At 69.7% G+C, this 25,634-nt stretch carries 21 protein-coding genes; 9 read left to right on the top strand and 12 right to left on the bottom strand.

The annotated features are described in order from the left end of the window. Positions 1 to 7 precede the first annotated feature (7 nt). Genes M2283_RS03650 through M2283_RS03685 form a run of 8 tightly spaced genes read right to left on the bottom strand, consistent with a single transcriptional unit; the run spans position 8 to position 6,965 of the window. Positions 8 to 679: a CIS tube protein gene (locus M2283_RS03650; protein ID WP_280874470.1), complete on the bottom strand. Its 672-nt coding sequence runs from the start codon at positions 677 to 679 to the stop codon at positions 8 to 10. Then, positions 676 to 861 carry a putative phage tail protein gene (locus M2283_RS03655; RefSeq protein WP_280874471.1) on the bottom strand — a complete coding sequence of 62 codons (186 nt, stop codon included), beginning with the start codon at positions 859 to 861 and terminating at the stop codon, positions 676 to 678. The genes M2283_RS03650 and M2283_RS03655 overlap by 4 nt, the downstream gene beginning before the upstream one ends. 5 nt (positions 862 to 866) lie before the next feature. After that, positions 867 to 1,385: a phage tail protein gene (locus M2283_RS03660; protein WP_280874472.1), complete on the bottom strand. Its 519-nt coding sequence runs from the start codon at positions 1,383 to 1,385 to the stop codon at positions 867 to 869. After that, a complete protein-coding gene (locus M2283_RS03665) occupies positions 1,382 to 2,881 on the bottom strand; it encodes a phage tail sheath family protein (protein WP_280874473.1) in 1,500 nt (499 codons plus the stop codon). The genes M2283_RS03660 and M2283_RS03665 overlap by 4 nt, the downstream gene beginning before the upstream one ends. Before the next feature lies 1 nt (position 2,882). After that, complete coding sequence (locus M2283_RS03670) at positions 2,883 to 3,338, bottom strand: phage tail protein (protein ID WP_280874474.1); 456 nt, start codon at positions 3,336 to 3,338, stop codon at positions 2,883 to 2,885. A gap of 42 nt (positions 3,339 to 3,380) precedes the next feature. Then, positions 3,381 to 5,645 (bottom strand): phage tail sheath C-terminal domain-containing protein, encoded by a 2,265-nt coding sequence (locus M2283_RS03675; RefSeq protein WP_280874475.1) that lies wholly within the window; start codon positions 5,643 to 5,645, stop codon positions 3,381 to 3,383. Between the two features lie 10 nt (positions 5,646 to 5,655). After that, the gene (locus M2283_RS03680; RefSeq protein ID WP_280874476.1) at positions 5,656 to 6,384 is read right to left on the bottom strand and encodes a carboxypeptidase regulatory-like domain-containing protein; all 729 of its coding nucleotides are present in this window, start codon (positions 6,382 to 6,384) and stop codon (positions 5,656 to 5,658) included. Further along, the gene (locus M2283_RS03685; protein ID WP_280874477.1) at positions 6,381 to 6,965 is read right to left on the bottom strand and encodes a DUF4255 domain-containing protein; all 585 of its coding nucleotides are present in this window, start codon (positions 6,963 to 6,965) and stop codon (positions 6,381 to 6,383) included. Before M2283_RS03685 ends, M2283_RS03680 begins: the two co-directional genes overlap by 4 nt. Before the next feature lie 198 nt (positions 6,966 to 7,163). Between M2283_RS03685 and M2283_RS03690 the strand changes: the two genes are divergently transcribed. Further along, positions 7,164 to 7,361 (top strand): hypothetical protein, encoded by a 198-nt coding sequence (locus tag M2283_RS03690; RefSeq protein ID WP_280874478.1) that lies wholly within the window; start codon positions 7,164 to 7,166, stop codon positions 7,359 to 7,361. A 148-nt stretch (positions 7,362 to 7,509) separates the two neighbouring features. Continuing rightward, the gene (locus tag M2283_RS03695; protein WP_280874479.1) at positions 7,510 to 8,277 is read left to right on the top strand and encodes an AfsR/SARP family transcriptional regulator; all 768 of its coding nucleotides are present in this window, start codon (positions 7,510 to 7,512) and stop codon (positions 8,275 to 8,277) included. Between the two features lie 44 nt (positions 8,278 to 8,321). Here the strand turns inward: M2283_RS03695 and M2283_RS03700 are convergent, their stop codons facing one another. From M2283_RS03700 to M2283_RS03710, 3 genes are all read right to left on the bottom strand, one after another. Further along, the gene (locus tag M2283_RS03700; protein ID WP_280874480.1) at positions 8,322 to 10,295 is read right to left on the bottom strand and encodes a discoidin domain-containing protein; all 1,974 of its coding nucleotides are present in this window, start codon (positions 10,293 to 10,295) and stop codon (positions 8,322 to 8,324) included. Positions 10,296 to 10,387: 92 nt separating this feature from the next. After that, positions 10,388 to 13,948 carry a choice-of-anchor D domain-containing protein gene (locus M2283_RS03705; protein ID WP_280874481.1) on the bottom strand — a complete coding sequence of 1,187 codons (3,561 nt, stop codon included), beginning with the start codon at positions 13,946 to 13,948 and terminating at the stop codon, positions 10,388 to 10,390. 254 nt (positions 13,949 to 14,202) lie between these two features. Then, positions 14,203 to 15,168, bottom strand: a complete 966-nt coding sequence (locus tag M2283_RS03710; protein WP_280874482.1) for a discoidin domain-containing protein — start codon at positions 15,166 to 15,168, stop codon at positions 14,203 to 14,205. A gap of 328 nt (positions 15,169 to 15,496) precedes the next feature. On the opposite strand from M2283_RS03710, the gene M2283_RS03715 reads away from it, so the two are divergent. From M2283_RS03715 to M2283_RS03735, 5 genes are all read left to right on the top strand, one after another. After that, entirely contained in the window at positions 15,497 to 16,003 is a 507-nt protein-coding gene (locus M2283_RS03715; RefSeq protein ID WP_280874483.1) for a SigE family RNA polymerase sigma factor, read from the top strand. 10 nt (positions 16,004 to 16,013) lie between these two features. Next, positions 16,014 to 16,541 carry a hypothetical protein gene (locus M2283_RS03720; protein ID WP_280874484.1) on the top strand — a complete coding sequence of 176 codons (528 nt, stop codon included), beginning with the start codon at positions 16,014 to 16,016 and terminating at the stop codon, positions 16,539 to 16,541. A 149-nt stretch (positions 16,542 to 16,690) separates the two neighbouring features. After that, a complete protein-coding gene (locus M2283_RS03725) occupies positions 16,691 to 17,914 on the top strand; it encodes a bifunctional glycosyltransferase family 2/GtrA family protein (RefSeq protein WP_280874710.1) in 1,224 nt (407 codons plus the stop codon). Continuing rightward, positions 17,911 to 19,179 (top strand): hypothetical protein, encoded by a 1,269-nt coding sequence (locus M2283_RS03730; protein WP_280874485.1) that lies wholly within the window; start codon positions 17,911 to 17,913, stop codon positions 19,177 to 19,179. The genes M2283_RS03725 and M2283_RS03730 overlap by 4 nt, the downstream gene beginning before the upstream one ends. 160 nt (positions 19,180 to 19,339) lie before the next feature. Continuing rightward, positions 19,340 to 21,010: a serine/threonine protein kinase gene (locus M2283_RS03735; RefSeq protein ID WP_280874486.1), complete on the top strand. Its 1,671-nt coding sequence runs from the start codon at positions 19,340 to 19,342 to the stop codon at positions 21,008 to 21,010. 90 nt (positions 21,011 to 21,100) lie between these two features. On the opposite strand, the gene M2283_RS03740 is transcribed toward M2283_RS03735, so the two are convergent. Then, positions 21,101 to 23,389 (bottom strand): MMPL family transporter, encoded by a 2,289-nt coding sequence (locus tag M2283_RS03740; RefSeq protein WP_280874487.1) that lies wholly within the window; start codon positions 23,387 to 23,389, stop codon positions 21,101 to 21,103. A gap of 281 nt (positions 23,390 to 23,670) precedes the next feature. Here M2283_RS03740 and M2283_RS03745 point away from each other — a divergent pair, with 281 nt between their 5' ends. Further along, positions 23,671 to 25,050: a flavin monoamine oxidase family protein gene (locus tag M2283_RS03745; protein WP_280874488.1), complete on the top strand. Its 1,380-nt coding sequence runs from the start codon at positions 23,671 to 23,673 to the stop codon at positions 25,048 to 25,050. Between the two features lie 49 nt (positions 25,051 to 25,099). Further along, a complete protein-coding gene (locus M2283_RS03750; RefSeq protein ID WP_280874489.1) occupies positions 25,100 to 25,585 on the top strand; it encodes an SRPBCC family protein in 486 nt (161 codons plus the stop codon). Positions 25,586 to 25,634 lie beyond the last annotated feature (49 nt).

The raw sequence follows: 25,634 nt of genomic DNA on the forward strand, positions 1-25,634 counted from the left end.
GCGCTCCTCACGGCAGCCGGGGCACGGTCAGCACCCGGCCCGGTCGCAGGTCCCGCGGATCGTCGATCCCGTTGGCGCGCGCCAGTTCGCGCCAGGCGTCGGGGCGCCGGTACACCGCGGTGGAGATGGAGCTGAGGGTGTCGCCGCGGCGCACCACGTAGCTCTTCTCCACCGTGGGCGAGGAACGCGGTACGGCGGCGACCTGCACGGCGGCCGTGCGGTACTCCTTGAGGGAGAGATCCAGCATGGCCCGCAGCGGCACCCCGTCCGGCCGGAACAGCTGGTAGTTGACGTCCAGCTTCTCGACGACGCCGGTGAAGACCTCCTCGTCCCACACGAACCGGACGATGGGCGGCGCGTGTTCGCGACTGTCGGGACGCAGCAGGTTCCGCAGGGCGTCGACGTACGCGGTCCGAACGTTGTCCAGGGTGTCGGAGGTGTCGACCAGCGCCTGGACGGTGAGCGTCTCCGTGCCGCCGCGTATGTACTGCAGGGGCGGTGTCTCCAGGCCCGGGATGGTGATCTCGGCGAAGGTGTTGCTCTTGCTGAGCTTGTAGTCGGTGGGGTTGAACCGCAGCGGGATACGCCGCTGCCGCTCATCGGCGATCACCGGTCGGACGATCTCCAGGCGGGCCTGGGCGGCGCCCTGCCGGGCGAAGGACACGGGCGTCACGCTCACAGCGGGCCCTCCCCGTCGCCGAAGCTGCGTTCGGCCTCGGTGTGCTTCGAGCGGGCGCAGGCGTCCTCGTACAGCTTCGCCCAGGCCTGGATGTGCTTGTTGAACAGCCGGGTGAACACGGCGCCGTCGTCGCCCTCCACCTGGAACCGGACTTCGAGGTTGTGAATCGTCACCTTCGGCACGCCGGTCACCTCCCTTGGCTCTGTGGCGGCAGGACGTTCGCCGCGATGTCCTGCTCGACTCTGGTCAGCCCCTCGTGTGCGATCTCCAGTGACTCGATGGCGACCGCGTTCTGTTCTGCGTGCAGGTCCGGTCCGCTCCACTTGGCGGCGAGCCCGCCGTGGAACGCCCAGGCCGCGCCGGGCGTCCCGTCCGGGGCGAGCAGGATCACCGCGCCGTCGCGGCGGGCGCCGAGGGAGTCGGCGAGTCCGGCCTGGTACCAGGCCCACAGGCCGAAGTCGCGTACCACTCCGCGTTTGAGGGTGATCCGGTTCCACGAGTGGCGCAGCGGCAGTTGGTGGACGGAGTCGTTGCGGCCGCCCTCCGAGTAGCTCGTCACCTCCAGCTGCGCGCCGAGCCCGGCGACCTCCTGGAACGCTCCCGCGGCGACCAGCGGCAGCAACTGCGCCTGCGCGGGCGGCAGATAGGCGTCGCCGAGGTCGAGCGTCACCAGGAATCGGTACTTCGGCAACGGGTCCTGGTTCATGCCTCGATCACCTCCAGACCGCGGTCCTGGCCGAGTACGAGACGCAGCCGGATGAACTCCATGGGCACGGCGGCGGCGACCTCGATCTCGCAGACGAGCTGTCCCGGGTCCTGCTCCGGCGGGTTGTTCGTGTCGTCGCACACCACCCGGAACGCCTGCTCGGGTCGCGTTCCGGCGAGTGCGCCCGCCCGGAACGCGGCCAGGAGTACGGCGGTGATCGCACGGACGAGGGTCAGCCTCAGCTCGGGCGAGTTGACGTCGAACACCAGCGGGGTCGCCACCCGCCTGATCGCGCGCACCAGGAGGTGCAGCAGTCTGCGGTGCGCGATGTAGCGGGTGCGGGGGTCGGCGGACAGGGTGCGTCCGCCCCACACGATCAGTCCCCTGCCCCGGGTGCACCGGATCAGGTCGACGCCCGCGTCGAAGAGGCGGACCTGCTGGGGCTCGGGGAGGTCGACGGCGAGGTCGACCGCCTCCAGGATGACGGCGCCCGCGGGGGTGTGGTGTGCTCCGCGCTCGGCGTCGAGCCTGGCGATCACGCCCAGGACGTGGCCGGACGCAGGGACGGTGCGCAGTGCGGGTCCGTCGGGGGTCCGCAGCAGCGGGTGGTAGACGGCCGCGCAGCTCAGCAGTTGGCTGTCGCCGGTCGCGGTCAGTGACTCCACCCACTCCACCGTGGCGTCGACGGAGGCCAGCCGGGGCGGGACGTCCAGGACGACCAGGCGGTCGAGGAGCGGAAACACGGTCCCCAGCAGTTCCAGAACCATGTCGGTGTGCACGGTCCCGGACAGGTCCGTGCCCAGGTCGGGCAGTGCCACCAGGGCCGGTTCCGGGAGTTCGGACTGCACGGTCACGGCGTCCGTGTACTCCTGGCGGGCCGGCGGGGTGTCGGTACCGCCCGCGAGCGTCAGGGACCAGGACGTCGAGATCGGGCCGGGCCGGCCGGGGGCCGGTGCGGGTCCGTCGGGGACCAGCCGGATGTAGCGGGACCCGGTCACCAGGTCGGCCACGCCGGCGGGCGGCAGGCCGGAGAAGGTCTCGGGCGCCTCGCCGGGCACCGTGACCCGCAGGCTCACCGTCGGCGGTCCGGCGACGGTACTGGCCTGGTGGCGGATGGCGACGCGCACGCCGTTGGCCCAGGCGCCCGGGCTGGTGGCGACCACCCGGTAGCGCGTGGCCGCGAATCCGCCGATGTCCCCCACCGTCCACACGGCACGGGCGGTGACGGCCGGCCCGGACACCCGGAGCGCCCAGGCCGTACGGCCGCCGTTCTCGAAGAAGCCGCGCAGTGCGTACGGCGTGGCGAAGGCGCCCTCCGGCGGTGGCGGCCCGAAGGCGTCCACCACGTCGTTCCAGCTCTCCACCCGCACCGGTGTGCCCACCGGACCACGGCGGAACCGGCCGAGGAACGCCGCCACGTCCGTGCGCAGCGGCTCCGGTTCCGGGCCGCGTGGCGCGAGCGTCAGGGATACGCCGGGAAGCGCTTCACTGGTCATGTCAGACGTCGATCTCCAGCTTCTCGACCGCCAGGACGAGCGTCTCCATGGCGATCTCGTTCTTGGTCGCGCTGAGCGTCGGGCCGGTGTACTTGGTCGGCCAGCCCCGGTCGAAGTTCCAGCGCATGGCTTCCTGGCGGTTCTCGTCGAGCAGCACGATCGAGCCGGAGGCGCGGCGCACTTTGCCGTTGAGGGCCTCGACCACCCAGTTCCAGAAGCCGACGTGACCGGTGATGCCGCGCTTGAAGGTGAGGTTGGTGAACTTCTTCAGTCCCGGGATCTTGCGGACGGTGATGTCCTCGCTGCCGTTGCGGTACTCGATCGGCGGGATCTCCAGCTCCAGACCGCTCATCTCGGTGAAGGCTCCGCTCACCGCGACGCCGTCGTCGCTGACGTTGGTCACGATGATCTGGAAGTTGTATGACGCGTAGGGATCTTCCCTGGTCACGGGTGGCATGGTGGCCGCTCCTCAGTCGGGTGCTCGGGCTCGGTCGGGTGCTCAGGCGAGCTGGGTCTCGCGGGTCTTCTGCTGGATCCGGAAGATCACGAACTCCGCAGGGAAGACCGGCGCGACACCGATGACACAGATGAGCCGGCCGTTGGCCAGGTCGTCGTCGGTCATCGTGGTGCGGTCGCAGGCGACGAAGAACGCCTCGTCGGCGGTGGTTCCGTTGAGCGCGCCGCTGCGCCAGACCGTGGTGAGGAAGTTGGTGACCGTCTGGCGGACCAGGGCCCACAGCGACTCGTCGTTGGGCTCGAAGACCACCCACTGGGTGCCCTCGTCGATCGACTCCTCCAGGAAGAGGAAGAGCCGCCGGACGTTGATGTACTTCCACGAGGTGTCCGAGGACAGCGTGCGCGCGCCCCACACCCGGTGGCCGAGGCCGGGGAAGAACCGCAGTGCGTTGATCCCCTTGGGGTTGAGCAGGTCCTGATGGCGTTTGGTGATGTCCTGGGCGATGCCGTCGGTCTGCCGGATGCCGCGGATGACGACGTTGGCCGGTGCCTTGTGCACGCCCCGCTCCACGTCGACCCGCGCGTAGATCCCGGCCATGTGGCCGGACGGCGGTACCTCGACGTCAGTGTTGGTGGACGGGTCGCGGGTGACCAGCCACGGGTAGTAGAGCGCCGCGTACTTGGTGTCGAAGGGCTCGCGGAACGCCTGGATGCCCTCGATGTCGAGGCCGTCGCGCGGATCGAGGATCGCGAACCGGTCCCTGAGCAGTTCGCAGTGGGTGACGAGGGCCGATTCGACGGTGCCGGACCACATGCCGGGCACCGCGCAGACGGCCACCTCGTCGATGTCCTCCAGCGCGACGATTCCGGTACGCCGGCCGCTGCCGCCGTCGGTGCCGACGAAGTCGGCCACGCTGAGGCTGTCGTACGCGTCGTCGCCGTCGGCCAGCGTCAGCCAGGAGCCCGTCGCGGGCACCGGGAACCGCGTGGGATCGGTGGACAGGCCGGACAGTGCCGTGGCCCGCACGAGCTGCGACCGGCTCTGCAGGGCGGTCGTCACGTTCGCCGGATTGTCGCCGGTGAGCCGGAGGTTGGGGAACGTCTCGGTGGCCGCGGCCCCTGCCGTGTCCGTGAACCGGGTGCTGACCTCGGCCTCGACCAGATGGATCCGGTCGGTCTCGAAGAGCGTTCCGGGCACGTTCCGGTCGAGCGTGACGGTGTCCTGGGCGACCGACTGGACGGTCAGGGCGGTCAGGGCGGTGCCGTCGTCGACCTGGACGACCGCGCCCTCGTACAGCCTGCTCGCGCCGCCGACCCGCACGGTCGGTCCGGCCGCGGTGTTGCCCCGGCGCACGCGGCGCACCGTGAGCCCGGTCTCCCACTCCGCGTGGGTCGTGCCCGCCGGGAGGGTCAACGTCACCTTGCCGTCGGCCGGCTGGCTCGCCTGGACCTTGAACCGGCGGGGGCCGATCTGCACCCACACGTCGGCCGGCAGGTCGTCGGGGTCGAGCCCGTTCGCCGCGGCCACCTCGACGGTTTCGCTGTCCGTGTCCGCGTCCGCGACCAGGCGCGTGATGAACAGCGCGCCCTCCTGCGGATCGGGCAGCACCGGCAGCGACGCGCCGATCATCGGCTGGACCCGGACCTGGACGCCGCCACCCCACGAACCCGGGCTCACCGCGGACAGCCGCAGCGTCTCTTCCGCGTCGCGCTGCCCGACCTGGACGTAGTCCCCGCGGGCCGTCCTGACCTCGGCGGGCAGCGCCGTCTCCAACTCGATCCGGCGGGCGGTCATGTCGTAGTCGGCGACCACCGCGGTGTGGATCGTCTGCTGGTCGTCGCCACGGAAGATCTCGATCTGCTGGCCGACCCCGGCGAAGCCGATCAGGTGGCCGAGCTGGAGGCTGGTCGCGCCGCGCGCGGCGTCGGACGCGATGGGGCTCACCAGGCCCCGGGCCAGCGCCCCGGAGGCGGGTTTCGCGTTCTGGCCGGCGACCCGCTTGATGTAGAGCCGCCGGCCGCCGTTGTCGAAGAAGCCCTTGACGGCCAACGGGAACAGCCACCAACGTCCGCCTTCGGACGGGTTGTTGGCCCAGGCGTCCCGTACGCCCGCGTCCGGCTCGGGCAGGAAGCCACCGAAGACGGTCTGGAACTCAAGGAAGTTCGTGACCAGTTTGGGCTTGCCGGTGTACGGGCCGCGAGCGGTCACCCCGACCATGCCGGCCGTACTCGTGCTCACCCCCGCGATCGGCCGTGGCCCCGCATCGATCTCCTCGATGTAGACCCCGGGGCTCAGATACTCGGGCATGGATGCTCCTTCACTGCTCACGGATCTCGATGACGTGTCGGCGCTCGGCTTCCTGGGGCAGGCGCACGGTCAGAGACCCGGCCCGGCCCGGCCGTTCGGTGGCCTCCAGGAGGAAGGTCTCCTCGGAGGCGTTCTCTGTGGCCTTCTCGCCCTCCCAGCGAAGGGCGAGCCGGAAGGCGCCCGTGGTGTCGGAGAGGGTGCGTTCGTGCCACTGCGTCAGGTCCTGACCGGTCCGTCCCTCGGCCTCGACGAGCGCGTTCGCGACGGGCGCCCGGGTGGTCGCGTCGAGCACGACGCCGCGGACGGTCCGCACACCCGGCGGGTAGGGAAAGACAACCCCCGGCAGCAGCCGTACCACCCTCGGGGAGGCCTCCACGGACGGCGGATGGGTGCTGTCGTACGGATACACCAGGAACTCGACGCCGACGAGGTCGGCCGAGAACGGCTCGTCGTCGGCCGGGTACAGCGGCTGGTAGCCGGCGGCCTCGATCCGTATCCGGTGGCGCTCCGGCCGGGCCGCCCACGGCTCGGCCCGTCTGCCGAGTCCCGGGTAGGCGAGGTGGCCGCTGGGGGTACGCACCGCCCTGTCGTCCAGCGGCAGCCAGCCGCCCTCGTCGTCGAACCGTTCGAGGCGGACCTCCACGCCCGCGGAGCGCACCCGGCGGGCGTGGTCGTCGAACGGCACCAGCCAGACGGGGCTGTAGAGCGTCGACCGGGCGAGGGGCAGGAAGGCGCTCATGGCGTCGCCGTCCCCTCGATGATCCGGCTCCGCACCGGGCGCACCGGCGTCTCGACCACCGAGTCCAGGTTGACGACGCGGATCTCGTAGTTCAGCGAGAGTCGGTACGGCTTCTGGATCGCGTACCAGACCCAGGACTTCTGATCGAGGGTCAGGGGCGTCAGCGTCGTGTGCAGTGAGTCCGTGCTGCCCGCCAGGCTGCCGGACAACTGTGTGCCGTCCAGGATCGCGTCGTCGTAGAAGGTCTGCAGGGCGCGCCCGAGCATCCGGTGCTGGGTCGCCTGGTCACCGCCCCAGGGAGTGATCAGATACCGCAGTAGCAGGGCCATCGGCGGTTTGCGGGCGGTCAGCGGGTCGGGCGGCTGGGAACGTACCGGCGGCCGATTGCGCGAGGTGGGGTCCTCGGCGATCTCGTAGAGGAACACCGTGAGTTTGGGGGGCGGCGTCTGCACCGTCTCGGAGAGGTCGTTCAGTTCCGCGATGGGTGGTGGCACGTCGCGCTGGCCCAACCCGCGCAGGGACTGCGTCAGAGTGCTCACGATGACTGACGAGACATCGGCGATCACACCGAAGTCACCCATGCGAAGCCCCCTCGGCCCGGCGCGCGCTGACGACGTATACGGAGGAGCATGCAGAGCCCCCCGTGGTCCGCCCGCGACTCACCCGTCACACCGGCGTCACCACCGCGTACGTGAATCCGTCCGCGCCGCTCGCGATGACGTCACCGGACACGGATCGACAACGCCCGGGTGACGGCGGTGAGGGACACTCGCTCTCTCATGGAGACCCCCTCAACACGGTCCGGCGTCCTGATCCTCCGGGTATGGGTGGAGAGCGGCAGGGAGGACGGCTTCCGTGCACGCATCATCCAGACCGTCGACGGGCAGCAGGAACCACCCACCGCGGTGAGCAGGACCGGCGACGCCCTCGCAGCGGTGCGGACCTGGCTCGATGAGCTCCTGGAACGCGATGGGTGACGATTCCGCGACGCTCCGGTGATTCCTTTTTGACGCCCGCCACGTTAATAGTCGAACCTGCGATCGTAACTTGCTCATAATCTGGCCTCGGGAATCTCTGGAACCACACCGAAGATCACCGAAGCCGACATCGGTATCGGGGGCGTCGATGAACGGACGAACACAGCCCATATCCCTGAGGTTACTCAAGGGATTTGCACTAGCGATTGATCACACCCGCATTCCGGTCTGCTCCAGCACACAACGGCTCATTGCGTTCCTGGCCCTGCAGGACATGCCGCGCTCACGCATCTACGTGGCCGGAATTCTCTGGCCGAATGTCACGGCGTCACGCGCCAACGCAAACCTGAGGTCTTCTCTTTGGCGAGCGACACGTATGGGCCACCCCATCCTCGACGTCTCCTCGCACGAACTGGCCATCTCCAAGGACATCGCCGTCGACCTGCACGAAGCCGTTGCGCGCGCACACAGACTGCTCGACAACTCACGCGCGTGCGACGACATCCTCACCATGCAAACACTGGCGGACCTGTCGGCGGACCTGCTCCCGGAATGGCCGGGAAACGACTGGATGCTGATCGAGCAGGAGCAATATCATCAGCTCCGGCTTTACGCCCTGGAATCAATGACCGAGCGCCTCACCGCAGCTCGGCGCCACGGTGAAGCGGTCGCTGCCGGACTCACGGCCGTGCGTACCGAGCCCTTACGGGAAAGCGCTCATCGCGTGCTGATGAAGGCGCATTTGGCAGCCGGCAACAGAGGCGCGGCACTGCGCCAATATGAACAATGCCACCACATCCTGCGGGAGGAATTGGGACTGGAGCCCTCCCCGGCGCTGAGGGCCCTCCTGCCGCCCCTCGCCGAGCGCAACGGGCGGTCGCGGCTTCGATCCTCCGGGACCCAGCTCGAGGTGTGATGTCATGCCACCACGAGGTTCCGCCGACCGCCCGCAGCCGACGATCAGGCGCCGAACACCTGGAACTCCGAGACCTGTCCGGCCGGCCAGCCGTTGTTGGCGGTGAAGGTGAGGCGTACGTAGCGGGTGGTGACCGTGGCGGGGAGCGTGAGGGTCGCGGTGTTGCCTGTCGCCGGGTTGAAGGTGTAGCCCGCCGGGGCGAGGAGTTGGGTGGAGGTGCCGGCGTCCGTGCCGCCCTGGACGGCGATGGTCTGGGTGCGGGTGGCCCAGGCGGTGGCCGGGGGGAGACGGAGGACGATCCGTTTGACGCCTGTCACGGCGTCCAGGTCGACCTGGACCCACTGCGGGAAGGCGTTGTTGGACGACTCCCAGTACGTGTTGGCGTCGCCGTCGGTCGTGTTGCCCGAGGCGTAGGTCTGGGTGTGACTGCTCTCCGAAGTGGGGCGGTTGAGGGCCAGGTTGGTGGTGCTGGAAGGCGGGTCGGTGGTGGCGGTGACCTGGGTGGAGGGCTGCGAGACGTTTCCCGCAGCGTCGTAGGCGACGACGTCGAAGGTGTACGCGGTGGACGCGCCGAGTCCGGTGACGGTGAAGGAAGTTGAGCCGGTGGTGCCCACCTGGGTGCTGGTCGAGCCGGACACCCGCAGGATGCGGTAGCCGCTCACGCCGACGTTGTCCGTCGATGTACTCCAGCTCAGCGAGACGGAGTTGCTCGTGTGTCCGGTGACGGTCAGGGCACCCGGCGCGGCGGGTGGTGTCGTGTCACCGCCGGTGGGGACGGTCGGCTGGGTGGGACGCGTGGCGGTCAGCGCGATCTGGCCCTTGAGCATGCGGCCGCCGTCGCCGGTCAGGCGCAGGTAGTAGTCGGAGGAGCAGGCGGTGCCGTCCTCGTCGAGGGCGAGGAACCCGGAGTTGGTGGGCACCCAGGCCTGGGTCTCGGCCGTCTTGGCGATCTGGTTGCCCTCGTTGTACTCGTCGAACATCGAGATGTAGATGCCCTGCACCCCGGCCCGCACCATGTTGTAGAACTGCCGCCACATGAAGTCGCCGTGCGCGCGCTGCCGGCCGGAGACGTCGCCGGGCAGGACACAGGGCTGGAAGTCGATGCCGTTGGCGTTGCAGTCGGCCTGGTCGGGGACGGTGTACGTGTTGTAGGCGTTGTCGGCCTCGGTCACGTTGCCGATGGCGCCGACCATCCACGGCGAGATCATGTTGAAGGCGTGGTAGACGCCCAGGAAGCCGGGCTGCGAGCCTCCCGTGCCGGTTCGCCACTCGCGCGGGACGCCGCCGATGACGTAACAGCCCTGGCCCTTGAACCAGTTGACGACGTCGAGGCAGGCGGCGGGGGTGAAGGGGTGGTTGGGGTCGTTGAAGCCGAAGCCCCAGATGCACACGACCGGCCTGCCGTTCTGCTTCGCGTACGCCGAGGACGCGGTGTGCGCGGACATCTTGTTCGTCCAGTCCGTCTTGATCTCGGACTGCATGTTCGTCCAGTTGGAGACGTCGTACATGATGTAGAACTTCCGGCCGTACGCCTCGGCGGCGCTGCGCACCTTGGTCGCCATGGCGTCGCGGGTGGGGCCCTCGCCGCCGGTGGGGTTGAAGCGCTGGAGCGCCGCGGTGTCGATGTTGTTCTGCTGCATCCACAGGAAGTGGGTGTTCACCGTCCGCTGGTCGTAGGAGGAGAACAGCTTGGCGGGCTGGCCGTTGCCCAGGGCGGCGTACGACGTCTGGTACGTGTTGGTGTACTCCCGCACATCGGGCCAGCAACTGATGCCGGTGTTGGTCGGGGACGGCGGCTGGCCCCAGTTCTGGGTCCAGTGCCACCAGCCGTTGATGGGTGCGCCGTCGCCGATGCAGGCGAACCAGCCCTGGTAGCCGACGGTGATCTTGCCGACCACGTCGCCCGGCGGGCTGGCCGCCGACGCGGTCTGGGCGAGTACGGTCTCGGTGGCTCCCACGGTTCCCACCGCGGTGGCCGCGATCGCGGCCCTCAAGAAGACTCTGCGTGTGACACCCATGTGGACTCCCCCGGACTCGTCCTGGCTCTGTTTCGGTGGGCGGTGCCGTCGAGCGCGCTCACGCTCGCGCTCGACGGCACCGTCGGGTCGGATCAGGTGTTCCAGACCTGGAACTCGGAGAGCTGACCGGCCGGCCAGCCGGTGTTCGCCGTGATGTTCACCCGGAGGTATCGCTGGGTGGTCGCGGTGAACGTGATGGTGACCGTGTTGTTGGTGGTGGGATCGAAGGTGTACGCGGCCGACGACTTGAGGGTGGAGAAGGCGGAGCCGTCGGTGCTGCCCGACAGGGACAGCGTCTGGCTACGGGCGCCCCAGCCGGCCGGGAGTTGGAGGACGACTCGGTCGGCGCTCTGCGCGGAACCGAGGTCCACCTGCACCCACTGCGGGAAGGCGTTGTTGGCGCTCTCCCAGTAGGAGCCCTGGTTGCCGTCCGTCACGTTCGACGACGGGTACACGGCGGTGTGGCTGGACTCGGTGGTGGCCGCGCCGGCCGCCAGGTTCCTGCTCACCGTGCCGGCCCCGGTGCCGGTCAGTTCGACCGTGGTCGTGCCGTTCGACGCGTTGCTGGCGATGCTGAGATCACCGGCGCGGGTGCCGGACGCGGTGGGCCTGAACGTGACGTTCACCGTGCAGGAGGCGTTCGCCGCGATGGACGTCCCGCAGTTGTTGGTCTGCGAGTAGTCGCCGGTGACGGTGATGCCGGAGACGGTCGCGGCGGCGGTTCCGGTGTTGGTCACCGTGACCGTCCGCGCACTGCTGTTGGTGTTGAGCGCCTGGGTGGGATACGTCAATGACGTCGGGTCGGCCGACAGGGTCGCCAGCGAGGAGCCGCCGCCGCTGGGGAACACCTCGAAGTCCGACAACTGGGCTGCGTTCCAGCCGGTGTTGGCGGTGATGTTCACCCGCACGTATCTCGCCGTGGCCGCGTTGAACGTGATGGTCGCCGTGTTGCTGTTGGCGCTCGGGTCGAAGGTGTACCCCGCCGAGGCCTTGATCGTGGAGAAGCTGGAGCCGTCCGTGGACCCCTGCACCGACAGCGTCTGCGTACGAGCCGACCACGCCGTCGCCGGCGGGAGCTTGAGCACGACCTTGCCGACGCTGTAGTTCTGGCCGAGGTCGACCTGGGCCCATTGCGGGAACGATCCGTTGGCGCTCTCCCAGTAGGTCGACGCGTCCGGGTCGGTGAGGTTCGAGGCGACGTACGGGCTGCTGCTCGAACTCGCCGACGCGGGCCGCCCGGCGGCGATGTTGGTGGTGCTGTCGATGCCTGTGCCGGTCAGGGAGACGGTGGTCGGGCTGTTGTTGGCGTTGCTGGTGACGGACAGGTTGCCCGCGCGTGATCCGCCCGCGGTGGGCTTGAAGCCGACGCTCACCGTGCAGGAGGCGCCGACCGCGAGGGTGGAGCAGTTGTTGCTCTGGCTGAAGTCACCGGTCGCCACGACGGCCGAGACGGTCGCCGGCGCGGTGCCGGAGTTCGTCACCGTCACCGTCTGCGCGGGGGCCGAAGAGCCGACCACCGTGCCGGCGAAGGACAGGCTCCCCGGGTCGGTGTTCAGCACCGGGCCCGGCGCGGTGCCGGTACCGGAGAGGCTGACCGTGTTGGTGGTCCCGCCCGCGTCGACGGTCAGAGCGCCGTTACGGCTGCCGGTCGCGGTCGGCGCGAACTTCACGCTGACGGTGCACGAGCCGTTCGCCGGGATCGACGAACCGCACGTGTTGGTCTGCGAGTAGTCGCCGCTGGCGGAGACCGACGAGACGGGCGCGGCGGAGCCGGTCGGGTTGGCGACCGTCACGGTCTGCGCGGCGCTCGTCGAACCGGTCGCGACCGAACCGAAGTTGAGCGCGCCGGGGGTGGCCGTCACGCCCTCCGACGGGTAGGGCGGGTAGACCGGAGCGGGCCAGCCGCCGCAGTACGGCGTGCCGCTGATGCCGGAGTTGCCGCCGCCGTCGGTGACGACGAAGTTGCCGCCCGAGCAGTTGTACACCGGGGACGAGTAACCGACGCCGGTCGCGGTGACGTTGGTGAACTTGGCTGCGCCGCCGGTCTGTTCCTGGAGGGCGAAGGTTCCGGTGCCGGCGATGGTGACGTTGTTGAGGTTGACGCCGCTGATGGTGCCCTCGACCCACTGGACGGCTTCGTACGGGCTCTGCTGGATCAGCGCGTTGGTCACGTTGATGGGGCCGGTGATCGCGCCCTGGCTGCCGTCGAACCACAGGGCGCCGACCCCGAACTGCCAGTTCGGGTCGAGGCTGCCGGCTCGGATCATGGTGTTGTCGGAGATCGTGGTCAGGCCGACCGGCGTCGACGTGAAGCGCTGCCCCACGTGGATGCCACCACCCTGGGCGATGCCGGTGTCGACCACGCGGTTGCCGCTGACGGTGTTGTCGTGGCCGCCGTAGATCGCGATGGCGTTGGCGAGGATCTGAAGTGACACGGTGTTGTTGGAGATCGTGTCGTTGGCGTCGGCACCGATGCCGGCGTCCGCCCAGGTGGCGATGCCGTCGTCGCCGGTGTTGCGGATGTCGCTGTTGGTCACCTTCGAGTTGGTGACCGCGCCGTGGAAGTTGACGCCGTCCGCGGTGGTGTTCCGGATGCGCATGCCGGTGAACGTCAGGCCGTCCATCGGCCCGTCCATCCAGGCGCCGACCTTCATGTGGTCGATCCACACACTGGAGACGGTCGAGTTGCTCATCGCGCCGCCGATGCCGTTGACCTGGGCACTGTCGTCGCGTTCCTGCACATTGCCGAAGATCGCGAAGTTCTGCAGGCGCACGTTGGTGCTCGCCGAGGGCGCGGAGTTGCCGTAGAAGCCGGGGGCCGTGCCGATGACGGTCGAGTGCCACATGCCGGCGCCGGCGATCGTGACGTTGTTGACGCTGATGTGGCCGGGGATGTTGAAGGTGCCCGGCGGGATCCACACGGTGCCGCCGGGTCCTGCCGAGCTGATCGCGGCGTTGAACGCGCTGGTCGCGTCGGCCACACCGGTCGCGTCGGCGCCCTTGCTGGTCACCGACACCGACCCGGAGGGCGCGGGCAGGGCGGCACCGACCTGCTCGAAGTCGGCGAAGTCGATCGTGTACGAGGAGGCGGTGTCCCCCGCGTCGACCTGCAGCTTGAAGGTCGTGCCCGCCGGATAGGTGGTGGTGAACAGGCGGTGGGCCTCGTCGTAGAAGTGGTGCGGGTTGCTGCCCGGCGTGTTGGTGAAGGGGTAGCTGCCGTAGTACCAGCTGTAGGCGTTGGTCAGGGTGAAGTCGGGCTGCTTGACGTTGTTGACGTACAGCGACAGCGCGGCGGTGTAGACCGAGCCGTTCGAGGTGTCGGGGATGCTGTAGCGGAAGTTGATCGAGTTGGTCGCCACCGGCGTGGTGAACGTGACGTACTTGCCGGTGCCCTGGAGCGTCGTCGCCTTGCGGTACGACGCCTCGTCGGCCAACTGGCCGGCGGTGTAACTCGGGCCGATCGACGAGCCGTTGGTGGCGGAGTTCTCCGCCTGCACCTCGACGTACGGCAGGCTCGCGCCGCTGCCGCCGGTGGCGGTGGACGCCGCCCAGGCGGGTGGGACGGCCAGAGCGAAGACGCCTACGGCGGCCAGCATCGCGGTGCTGACCGCCCAGACGAGGGTTCGTCTCAGATCTCGGATGGAATGGAACACGTGCCACTCCTTACGTAACGAAATGCCGGAACTGTCGCGCTGGCGCCGCCAGAGAGGGAGGGGAAACGCGGGGTTGGTGACGATGCATGGGGGACCGTAATATCGTTGACATGATCACGCAATAACTAGACAGGACTCTGCAACAAACAAAAATGTGGACTGCAAGATCTCATGTGCCCCGCGCACATGACGGTGCCGCCGGACGGAATGTCCGGCGGCACCGTGGGGAGGGTGGGGTCAGGAGGACCCTGGGGTCAGGCGCTCCAGATCTGGAATTCCGACACCTGGCCCGCCGGCCAGCCGGTGTTCGCGGCGATGGTGACGCGGTAGTAGCGCTGGGCGGAGGCGGGGAAGGTGAGCGTGACGGTGTTCCTGGCGCTCGGGTCGAAGGTGTAGGTGGCCGAGGACTTCAGGGTGGTGAAGGTGGTGCCGTCGGTAGAGCCGCCCAGGGTCAGGGTCTGGGTGCGGGCGCCCCAGCCGGCGGGCAGTTGCAGGACCACGCGGGAGGTGCTCCGGGCCGAGCCCAGGTCGACCTGGACCCACTGGGAGAACCTGTTGTTGGCGCTCTCCCAGTAGGAGTTCTGATTGCCGTCGGTCACGTTCGACGACGGGTATACGTCGGTGTGGCTGGACTCGCTGGTGGGCTTGCCGGCGGCGAGATTGGTCCCGGCGCTGTCGGTGCCGGTGCCCGAAAGGCCCACCGTGGTGGGGCTGTTGGACTGGTTGCCGGTCAGGGTGAGGGCGCCGGTGCGGGTGCCGGCGGCGGTCGGTCCGAAGGTGACGGAGACCGTACAGTTCGCGCCGACGGCCAGGGTGGTGCCGCAGGTGTTGGTCTGGGCGAAGTCACCGCCGGCGGTGACCCCGGCCAACGAGGCAGTTGCGGTGCCGGAGCTGGCGACGGTGACGGTCCGCGCGGCGCTGGTCGTGTTCACCGCCTGGTCGGCGAAGGTCAGTGATCCGGGAGACGCGGTCAGGGTGGCCTGCGGTGAGCCGCTCCCCGCGGTGAAGCCGAGGTGGTTGATGTTCCAGCCGCCGCTGTCCTGGTCGAGGGTCAGGATCTGCCGGCCCGCGGGCAGGGTCACCTGGGTGGTCGCGGTGCCCCAGGTCTGAACGACGTCGTCGCACCCACCGCCGCGCTCGCCGCCGCCGGCACCTTGGCCGACGGCGCTTTGGACGGCGGCGCGGCCTGTGCGGCAGCGGCCGGTAGAACGGACACGCACATCGCGCCGACCGCGGCGACGGCGGCCACCGCCAGTTGCCGGGGTCTGAGGATCATCAGCATGTGAGGCTCCTTCACGGAGTGGGGGGAGACCGGCGCCCCGACCGTACAGAGACCCCATCCGCCCCGCTAGATTCCGACGAAGTAAAGAATGAAATACGCAAGATGCTACAAGTTTCTTACGAATATTCGCAAATCTTGAATCACTGCCGGAATGCGGCCCGGATCGCGAGGGTGTAACCCGGATCACAGCTCTGAAGTGCAGCGCACTGCGGGGTCCACGGCCTTTCTCTCTGTGTAAGGGGCTTGCCGGAACGGGGACGGTACGGATGGAACAGGGTCGGGCCGAGGGGTTCGACGGGTTCGTGGCAGCACGCTGGTCGACGCTGTTCCATCTGGCCTGTCTGCTCGTGGGAGGCGATCGGCACCGCGCCGAGGACCTCCTCCAGGAGGCCATGGTCAAGCTCTGGTTCGCCTGGCCGAGGATCGGCGAGGAGGCACCGGAGCCGTACGTACGGAAGGTCCTGGCGCGGGCGGCGGCCCGTTCGGCGCGGCGGCGCTGGTGGGGTGAGCGCCCGGTCGAGCAACTGCCCGATCGCGCGGAGGTGGACGACGTGTCCGCCGCCGTGGCGGAGCGCACGCGACTGGAGTCGGCGCTGGCCCAACTGCCGTCGGCGCAGCGGGCCGCCGTGGTCCTGCGCTACTACCAGGACCTGCCCGACCGGCAGGTCGCCGAAGCGCTGGGGTGTCCGGTCGGCACCGCCCGGTCCCATGCGTCACGGGGCGTGGCGCGGCTGCGCCGGATCCTCGGCGATGTCATCGAGCCGGTGGGATGAGGGGGAGTTGATGGACCATTTCGAGCGGGAGCTCGCGCGGATGATGCGCGACACCCGGGAAACGACCCCCTTCGAACCGAGGCACCAGACCCGCCTCCGGTCCGGCGTGCGGGCCCGGCGCCGGGTCCGTGCGGCGCAGCGGGCCGTCGGCTCCGTCCTGGCCGTCGCCGGAATCAGCCTCGGCTTCTTCCTGCTGCCCCACGACCGGGTGGACAACAGGCCGCAGGCCCCACTCCCCCGGCCCGCCGTGACCCCGACACTCCTGACCGCCGGCCCGACCCGGACACCGGACTCACCTCCGAGCGCGACCATCAGCCCGACAGGCACGGACACCACCGGGTCCCCCACCACACCGACCTCGACCCCGACGGGAAGTTCGACCGCCTCGTCCTCGGACCCGCCCTCGACCGACACGGCACCACCGCCCTCCGGTCCTGCGACGTCCGGCGCACCTTCGGAGCACAGCACCTCGACGCCGACCACGACACCGCCGACGACGGAGACGTCCGCGACCGTGGGCACGGCGGGCTCCGGATAACCCTGGCCCGCCGACCACCCCCCACCCGTACTCCCTGACCGCGGTACTGCCCGCAGGCGATATCGGCATGCCCCGCGACGGCCCACAGACCTGGACAGAACGTGACAATGCTGATGAGTCAGACGAGCCAGATGAGCCGGATGAGCCGGATGAGTCAACTACCGTTCCGCACACCGGTGTCGGCACACCACCGCGAGCCCGTCCTCGACGTGGTCGTCCCCGTGTTCAACGAGGAGAAGGACCTGGAGCCGAGCGTACGGCGGCTGCACGCACACCTGCGGGAAACGTTCCCCTACCCGTTCCGCATCACGGTCGCGGACAACGCCAGTACGGACGAGACCCCGCGCATCGCGGCCCAACTGGCCGCCGAACTACCCGAGTTGGAGTGGCTGCGGCTCGCCGAGAAGGGACGCGGCCGGGCGCTGCACGCGGCCTGGTCCGGATCACGGGCACCCGTACTTGCCTACGTCGACGTGGACCTGTCGACCGACCTGGCGGCGCTCCTCCCGCTGGTCGCCCCGCTGATCTCCGGCCACTCCGACATCGCGATCGGCACCCGCCTGGCCCGTGGCTCGCGTGTCGTGCGCGGTCCCAAGCGGGAGGCCATCTCCCGTTGCTACAACGCCCTGTTGCGCTCCACCCTCGCCGTCGGCTTCTCCGACGCGCAGTGCGGATTCAAGGCGGTACGACGTGATGTCGCCGAGCGGCTGCTGCCCCTGGTGAAGGACTCGGGGTGGTTCTTCGACACCGAACTGCTGGTGATCGCCGAACGGGCCGGACTGCGCATCCACGAGGTGCCGGTCGACTGGGTGGACGACCCCGACAGCCGGGTCGACATCCTGTCCACGGCACTGGCGGACCTGCGCGGAATCGCCCGCATAGGACGGGAGTTGGCGCGTGGCACGCTCCCGACGGCGAGCCTGCGCCGGGGCACCGACGCTTCGCCCTCGGGCGGCCTGGTCGGCCAACTGCTGCGCTTCGCCGCCGTGGGAGCGGTGAGCTCCCTCGGATACGTCCTGCTGTACGTGGCGCTGCGCCCGATAGCGGGCGGCCAGGCCGCCAACGCGCTGGCCCTGCTGGTCTGCGCACTCGCCAACACCGCCGCGAACCGCCGCCTCACCTTCGGACTGCGCGGCCGCACCGGCGCACTGCGCCACCAGGCCCAGGGCCTTCTGGTCTTCACGGTCGGCCTGGCCCTCACCAGCGGCTCACTCGCCCTTCTGCACCACATGACACCAACTCCCTCGCGCACCACGGAAGTGGGGGTCCTGGTAGCCGCCAACCTGGCCGCAACTCTCGTACGCTTCCTGCTCTTTCGGGCCTGGGTGTTCCCCACCAGGCGCCGCCGCGAGGCGGAGGAGAGCGCGATATGAGCGACACGACGACCTTGACGCCGCCCATCGCTCAAACCGCTCCCGCTAGCTCGACTGCTGTTCCTTACAAGGACATTGGCACACACCTGCGCCAGTCGTTCAGGTACTACGGCCCCGTGCTCGCGCTGTACGGGGTGCTGAAACTCATCGGCTTCTGCGTCTTCATGTACCTGCTGGACTCCGACGGTGGCTTCCGGACGAGGAACCCGCGCTTCGGCGGCGGCGCCCACGCCTGGGACGTACTCGCCACCTGGGACGGCTGGTGGTACCAGCAGATCGCCGCGGACGGCTACCACCCCGCGCTCGTCAAGATCCCCGGCGCCACCGGACTGATCACCCTCGAAGGCAACTCCGCGGCCTTCTTCCCGCTCTATCCGGCGACGATGCGGCTCGTCTCCGACGCCACGGGCCTGGGCCTGTACGGCTCCGGGATGCTGGTCTCGGTCGTCGCCTCGTTCGCCGCCGCACTCGGCATCTACGCCGTCACCGCCCGGTTCGGCGGCCGGCGGGCCGGGCTGGCCGCGGCCGGGCTGTGGGCGGTCTGGCCCGGCTCCGGCACGGAGTGGTCGGCCTACTCGGACTCCCTCTACATCGCCCTCGCCGTCTGGGCCTGCCACGCCGTCCTGACCGACCGTTGGCTCACCGCGGGGGTCCTCACCTTCACGGCCGGCCTCAACCGCCCCACCGCCGTCGCACTCATCGCCGCCCTCACCGTCGCCGCGCTACAGACGCTCCACCGCCGCCGGGAGAACTTCGCGGGCCCCTGGATAGCGATAGCGATCGCGCCGCTCGGTCTGCTCGGCTACCTCCTCTGGGTCGGCAACCGGATGGGCGACCTGACCGGCTACTTCAAGCTCCAGAGCGGCGCCTGGGCGCACACCTTCGACTACGGCGAACACACCGTCGACGTCTTCGGCTCCATCGCGGTCGGCCGCTTCGACTACCTGTTCGCGTACCCCCTCGAAGACGTCATCGGCGTCGCCGTCGTCCTGCTCGCCGCGCTCCTGCTCCCCCTCCTGATCCGGCTGCGCCCACCTGCCGTCCTGGTCGTCCACACGGTGCTCACCATCGCCCTGGTCCTGGGCAGCCAGCAGATCTTCGGCAACGTCTCCCGCTATCTGCTCCCGTGCTTCCCCCTCTTCATCCCCCTGGCGATCAAACTGCGCACCCTCGGCCTGCCGACGCTGTGCCTGCTGCTCGGCATCGCGGCCGTCGCGTCGGGGTCGTACGCCGGGTACATGCTTTTCGAGGTGGGGGTCCCGTAGACGGGGGTGAGGTCAGCGGGACGTCCCTCTTGTCCAACTTGCGTGCGGTCCGCGGATGTTGACGTGCCGTCCAACGCCTCGTGTTGCCGTATCGGCATATACTCCCCCTTCAACTAACGGTTAGCCGAATGGGCCCGGCAGCAGCGGAGGGGAAGCCACGGTGTCCGACGAAGGGCGGCTGATCGCCGGCCGGTACCGCGTCCTGGACCGCATCGGCCGAGGCGGCATGGCCACCGTGTGGCGTGCCCACGACGAACTCCTCGGCCGCCAGGTCGCCGTCAAGAAGCTCCACCCCCAGCCCCAACTCGACGACGACGAACTCGCCACCCTCTTCGAGCGTGCACGGCGCGAGGCGCACAGCGCCGCCCGGATCAGCCACCCCAACGTCGTTGTCGTCCACGACGTCGTGGACGACGAGGGCCGGCCCACCATCGTCATGGAGTACGTGCCCTCCACCACCCTCGCCGACCGGATCAAGGCGCACGGCCCGGTCCCGCTCGACGAGGTCGCCCGGATCGGCCGCGGCGTGATCGCCGCGCTGCGGGCCGCCCACCGGGCCGGAGTCCTGCACCGGGACGTGAAACCCGCCAACGTACTGCTCGCCCAGGACGGACGCGTGGTCCTCACCGACTTCGGCATCGCCCAGGCCACCGAGACCTCGAATCTCACCCGCACCGGCCAACTCGTGGGGTCCGTCGACTTCATGGCCCCCGAACGTCTCGTCGACGCCAAGCCGGGACCGGAGGGCGACCTGTGGGCGCTGGGCGCAACGCTCTTCCAGGCGATCGAGGGCCGCTCACCGTTCCTCCGGAAAACGGCTGCGCAGACGATGTACGCCATCGCCATGGAGCCGGCTCCCGAAGCGCGCGGCGCCGGGTCTCTCACCCCGCTGATCCAGGGGCTGCTCGTGGCCAAACCGGCCGACCGGCTGTCGGCCGAGGACGCCGAGTATCTGCTGCGACTACCAGCAAGTGAAGGCGGCGCGGCTGTCGTTCCGCCCGCCGCCCGGGCGACGCCCGACAAGGCTCCGGCTCCGGCTCCGGTGTCCGGGGCATCCGCTGCCGAGCCGCCCGCAGAACCGCCGCAGCCCGGTACCACCGACCTGCAGACGCAGCGGTCCCCGGGCCGTTCGAAGCAGCCGGTAGTCCTGGCCGCAGCCATCGCCACGGCCCTGTTGATCACGATCGCCGTCCTGATCAACCTGCCGACGGAGAAGAACGGCACCGTCGCCGCGGCATCGGACGGCCCGCTCCCGGCCGACGACCCCGCTCAACACTCCACGGACGCATCCGCACCCGCCACTTCCTCCCCCAAGGCGTCCCACTCCGCGAACTCCGACGTCACCTCGCCGACACCCGCCTCATCGCAGTCGGCATCCATAGCCGCACAGGAGGGCGACGAGCCGGAATCCGAAGGCAAGGACACCTCCCCGGCGAACGGATCCGACGCACCGGCCGCCCCGACAGGCCACGCCCTGGTGGTCGCCGCGTCCGGGAAGTGCCTCAGCAGCGGCGCCGCCACCGAGGGAATCCAGCTGATCCAGGCCACCTGCGACAACTCCGCGGGGCAGCGCTGGCAGACCGGATCGGGTGGCACCCTCCGCTCAGCGGGGAAGTGCATGACCGTGGCCGGAGGGGCCACCGACGACCGGACCCAGATCCAACTAGCCGACTGCAACGGCGATTCCAGTCAGCGGTTCCACCTCGCCGGCACCCAGCTGATGGCCGATCAGTCCCAGAAGTGCGTCGACATCTTCGGGGGTGCGAGCGGAACGGGGGCGGTCCTGTGGGAGTGCAACGGCAGGGACAACCAGACCTGGACACTCCAGTGACCGGGCCCGGCCCTGTCGACGGCGGGTTGGGGCTCGGCGCCTGAACCTCCGCGGACACCCCGTTGACGACGCCGACCCGGTCCGTGACGTTCAGGAGACGCGTTCGGGTTCCTTGTGGTCCCCCGGCGCCGCCGATGCCACCGCTCCCACCGATGCCGCCTTCTGAAGGCTGCTCCCCTCGACGTCGAGGTCCGGCAGGATCCGGTCCAACCAGCCCGGCAGCCACCAGGCTCCCCGGCCGGCGAGCGCGATGACCGCCGGTACGAGTGTCATGCGGACGGCGAAGGCGTCGATGGCGACGCCGACGGCCAGGGCGAACGCGATGGGTTTGATGAGGGAGTCGTCCAGCGGGAAGAACCCGGCGAAGACGGTGAACATGATCAGCGCGGCGGCGGTGACGACCCGCACGCTGTGCCGCGCGCCGTCGACGACCGACTGGCGGGCCCGGCCGGTGTGGGCCCATTCCTCGCGCATCCCGGACACGAGGAACACCTCGTAGTCCATGGCCAGTCCGAACAGCACGCCGATCAGGATGATCGGCAGGAAGCTGACGACAGGGCCGCTGTGCGGCACGCCGAGGACGTCGGCCAGCCAGCCCCACTGGAAGACGGCGACGACCAGACCGAGCGAGGCGCCCACCGAGAGCAGGAAGCCGACGGCGGCCTTGACGGGGATGACCAGGGAACGGAACACGATCATCAGCAGGAGCAGGCTGAGGCCGACGACGATCGCGACGAAGGGCAGCAGGGAGTCGCTGAGACGGTTGGAGACGTCGATGTTGACGGCGGTGGTGCCGGTGACCGCGATCGAGGCGCCGGTGGTTACGCGGAGTTCGGGCGCGGCCTCGCGGATCTCACGGACGAGTCGGTCGGTACGGACGCTGTCGGGCCCGGAGTCGGGCAGCACGGTGATGACGCTCTGCGTCGGGTCACTGGTGGGCTCGGGTGGCAGGACGGCCTTGACCTCCTTCAAGGTCCGCAGTTTCTCCGCCACTTGGGCGCCGACCTGTGAACTCGCGGCAGCCGTACCGTCGTTGGTCTCGGCCAGTACGAGCAGAGGGCCGTTGAAGCCGGGGCCGAACTTGTCGTCGATCGTGTCGTAGGCCGTGCGTTGGGTGGAGGCGTGTGGCGCGGAGCCGTTGTCGGGGAGGGCCAGGCGCAGGTCGGCGGCGGGCAGCATGAGGGTCACCAGGACGCCCGCGACGGCGAGGACGGTCAGGAGCGGCTTGGCGATGACCAACTTGGTCCAGCGAGTGCCCAGAGTGGTACGGCCGGTGACCCTCTCGACGTCGGTGGAGCCCTCGGCGTCGGCGGAACCCTCCGTATCGGCGGAGCCCTCGGCGTCGGCGGCCCGCCGGGCGGCGCGGCTGCCGGGCTTGGGGGCGAGCCGCGCACCGGCGAATCCCGCGATGGCGGGGACGAGAGTGATCGCGGCCAGTACGGCGATGAGGACGGCGCCGGCGGCCCCGAGACCCATCGTGGTCAGGAACGGGATGCCGATGACGCTCAGCGCGGCGAGCGCGATGATCACGGTGGCGCCGGCGAAGACGACGGCACTGCCGGCCGTACCGACCGCCAGCGCGACGGATTCCTTCGGGTCGGCGCCACGGGCGAGTTGCTGTCGGTGGCGGGAGAGGATGAACAGCACGTAGTCGATACCCACGGCCAGGCCCAGCATCAGGGCGAGCGTCACGGCCGTGGAGGAGATGCTGACCGCGGGTGCGAGAGCCAGCAGCCCGGCCAGACCGGCGGCCACGCCGATCAGCGCGGGCAGCAGTGCCATGCCGGCGACGAGCAGCGACCCGAACGTGACGACGAGGACGAGCAGCGCCACGGCCACGCCGATGATCTCCGACGGTCCGATGTGGACGCCCTTGCTGTTGAAGACGGAGCCGCCCACCGAGGTCCGCAGCCCGTCCGTCTCGGCCGCGCGGGCCGCGTCCTGGATGGCGTCCACGGATGACGTACGGACCTCCGCGGTCTGTACGGGGTAGTGGATCTGGACGATCGCCGTCGTGCGGTCGGCCGAGACGGCGCCGGAGGACTGGGGGTCGACGACCCCGCTGACCTGCGGCGCCTTCTTGGCCTCCGCCACGGACTGAGCGATGGCCGCCGTGTAGGTCGCCTCGGTGACCCGGTGGCCCTCGGGCGCGGTGAAGACGATCTGGGCGCTGGCGCCCGAGGCCTCCGGAAGGGTCTTGCTCAGGCTGTCCAACGCCCGCTGCGACTCGGTGCCCGGCACCGAGAAGCGGTCGTCGAGCTTGCCGCCGAAGATGCCGACGCAGGTGATGAGCGCGGCGAGAACGAAAAGCCATATACCCAGGACGAGCTTTCGGTGCCGGTAGGCGCTGTGGCCCAGTCGGTGAAGCAGGACGGCCATGACGAACTCCCTGGAACGGGGCGGGAAATGGGGAAGGAGCGCCGGTCGGACGCCGGCCGCGTGACGGGCCGGTGCAGAGGGGCGTCCCGATCGATGAGCTCGACTTTATCACCTGCTCAAGTCGGGCGACCAAGTCATTCAACCGTGACGCATGTCTCTTGCGGGACAAGCCCAGCTCAGAGCCACAGTTCAGGCGACAAGACCATTCGACCTTGTCGAGTGACAAGGTCGCCTGTAGGTTGTGCGGCAACCCCTTCACCGCTGTGAGCCAAGGAGTGACCATGACCAGTACGCACAGCACGCGGGTAGACGTCGTCGTGATCGGCGCCGGGCTGGCCGGACTCACCGCGGCACGTGAACTCGTCGCCGCGGGCAGGTCCGTGGCCGTCCTGGAGGCCCGCGACCGGGTCGGCGGGCGGCTGCTCAACCACGACCTCGGTGACGGCCAAGTGACCGAGATCGGGGGGCAGTTCGTGGGCCCGACCCAGGACCACATCCTGGCGCTGGCCAAGGAGGTCGGCGTGGCCACGTACGAGGCCGCCGTACCCTGCGAGCGGGTCTACGTCCGCGACGGCAAGGCCCGGCGGTTCGCGGGGCACACTCCCCCGGACCTCCTCGCCCTCCCGGACATGGGCATCGCCCTGGCCCGCATCGGCCGGGCGGCGGGCAAGGTGCCCCCGGCGGCGCCGTGGCGGGCCCCCAACGCCCGTGACCTGGACGGGATGACGTACGAGACCTGGCTGCGCAAGGCCGAAGTCACCGGTGACGCAGTCGACTTGATCAACATCTTTCTCAACTCCGCGTACGGCGGCGAGGCGCGCGACGCGTCGGCGCTGTTCAGCCTCTGGTACGTCTCGACGTTCGGCGACGAGATCCACCCGGGCACCATGGAGCGCGGCACCGGCACCTCCGGCGGCGCGCAGGACAGCCGGTTCGTCGGCGGCTCGCAGCTGGTCGCGACGCGGCTGGCCGAGGAACTCGACGGCCGCGTCCACCTGTCGGCCCCGGTCCGCCGTATCAGTCAGGACGCCGACGGGGTCACCGTGGTCTCCGACGCCGGTGACTGGCGGGCCGACCGCGTGATCGTCGCCGTACCGCCGCTGCTCGCTTCGCGCATCGTCTGGGACCCGTTGTTGCCGCCGCAGCAGGACCAGCTGTTCCAGCGGCTGCCGTTCGGCACGCTCATGAAGTGCGTGGCCGTCTACGACACCCCGTTCTGGCGGGCCGAGGGCCTGTCCGGCATGGGGCTGCTGCGGGGCGGTTCGCCGATCCGCGAGATGTTCGACAACTCCCCGCCCGACGGCGGACCGGGCGTGCTCATGGGATTCCTCGGCGGCAAGGAGTGGCGCAAGTGGGCGCACCGCCCGGCGGGCGAGCGCCGTGGCGCGGTGCTGCGCTCCTTCGCCCAGGTCGTCGGGGAACGGGCCTACGACACCGTCGACTACGTCGAGCAGGACTGGACCGCCGAGCAGTGGACCCGGGGCGGCCCGACGTCCGTCGCCGCCCCCGGAGTGCTGACCGAGTACGGGGAGTGGCTGGGCCGGGCGTTCGGGCGCGTGCACTGGGCCGGGTCCGAGTTCTCCCCGTACTGGAACGGCTTCATGGACGGCGCCGTCCGCTCCGGCCGGCACACCGCCACCGAACTCCTGCACCAGAGCTGACCGCGATCAGAAGTCAGAAGAACGACAACAGCAAGAAGGAGAACCGCACATGACCAAGTTCCACGTCACCGAACGCGCCGTCGTCGACGCTCCCGTCGAGCGCGTCTGGGAGGTCGTCTCCCGCACCGACCGGTACGCCGAGTGGGTCGCCAGCGCCATCGAGGTCACCGACCACCACGGCATCGCCGCTCTGGGCGGGACCTACGCCGAACGCAACCGCACCCTCGGCCCGTTGCGCACCGACTCGGTGTGGACGGTGGTGGAGATCGACCCCCTCAGGCGCCGCGTCGACGCCGGGGTCGGGTTCGCCCCGCTGAAGGAGGTGACCAGCATCTTCGAGTTCGAGCCGGTCCGGAGCGCGGACGGGAGGGAGGTCACGCGGATGACCTACAAGGTGGAGTACGTCATCGGTCTCGGCCCCCTCGGGCTCCTCCTCGACCGGATCCAGCAACCCGGCATGCGGGCGAACATGCGCACCTCGATGGCCAACCTCAACACGCTGATCCGCTCCGAGACCCTCAGCGTGCGCGGCTGACCGACGGCGGCCGAACCACGGACGAAGGGCGCCCTCGTACCGCACGAGG

It is taken from the genome of Streptomyces pseudovenezuelae (assembly GCF_029892565.1).
Taxonomy (GTDB): Bacteria; Actinomycetota; Actinomycetes; order Streptomycetales; family Streptomycetaceae; genus Streptomyces; species Streptomyces pseudovenezuelae_A.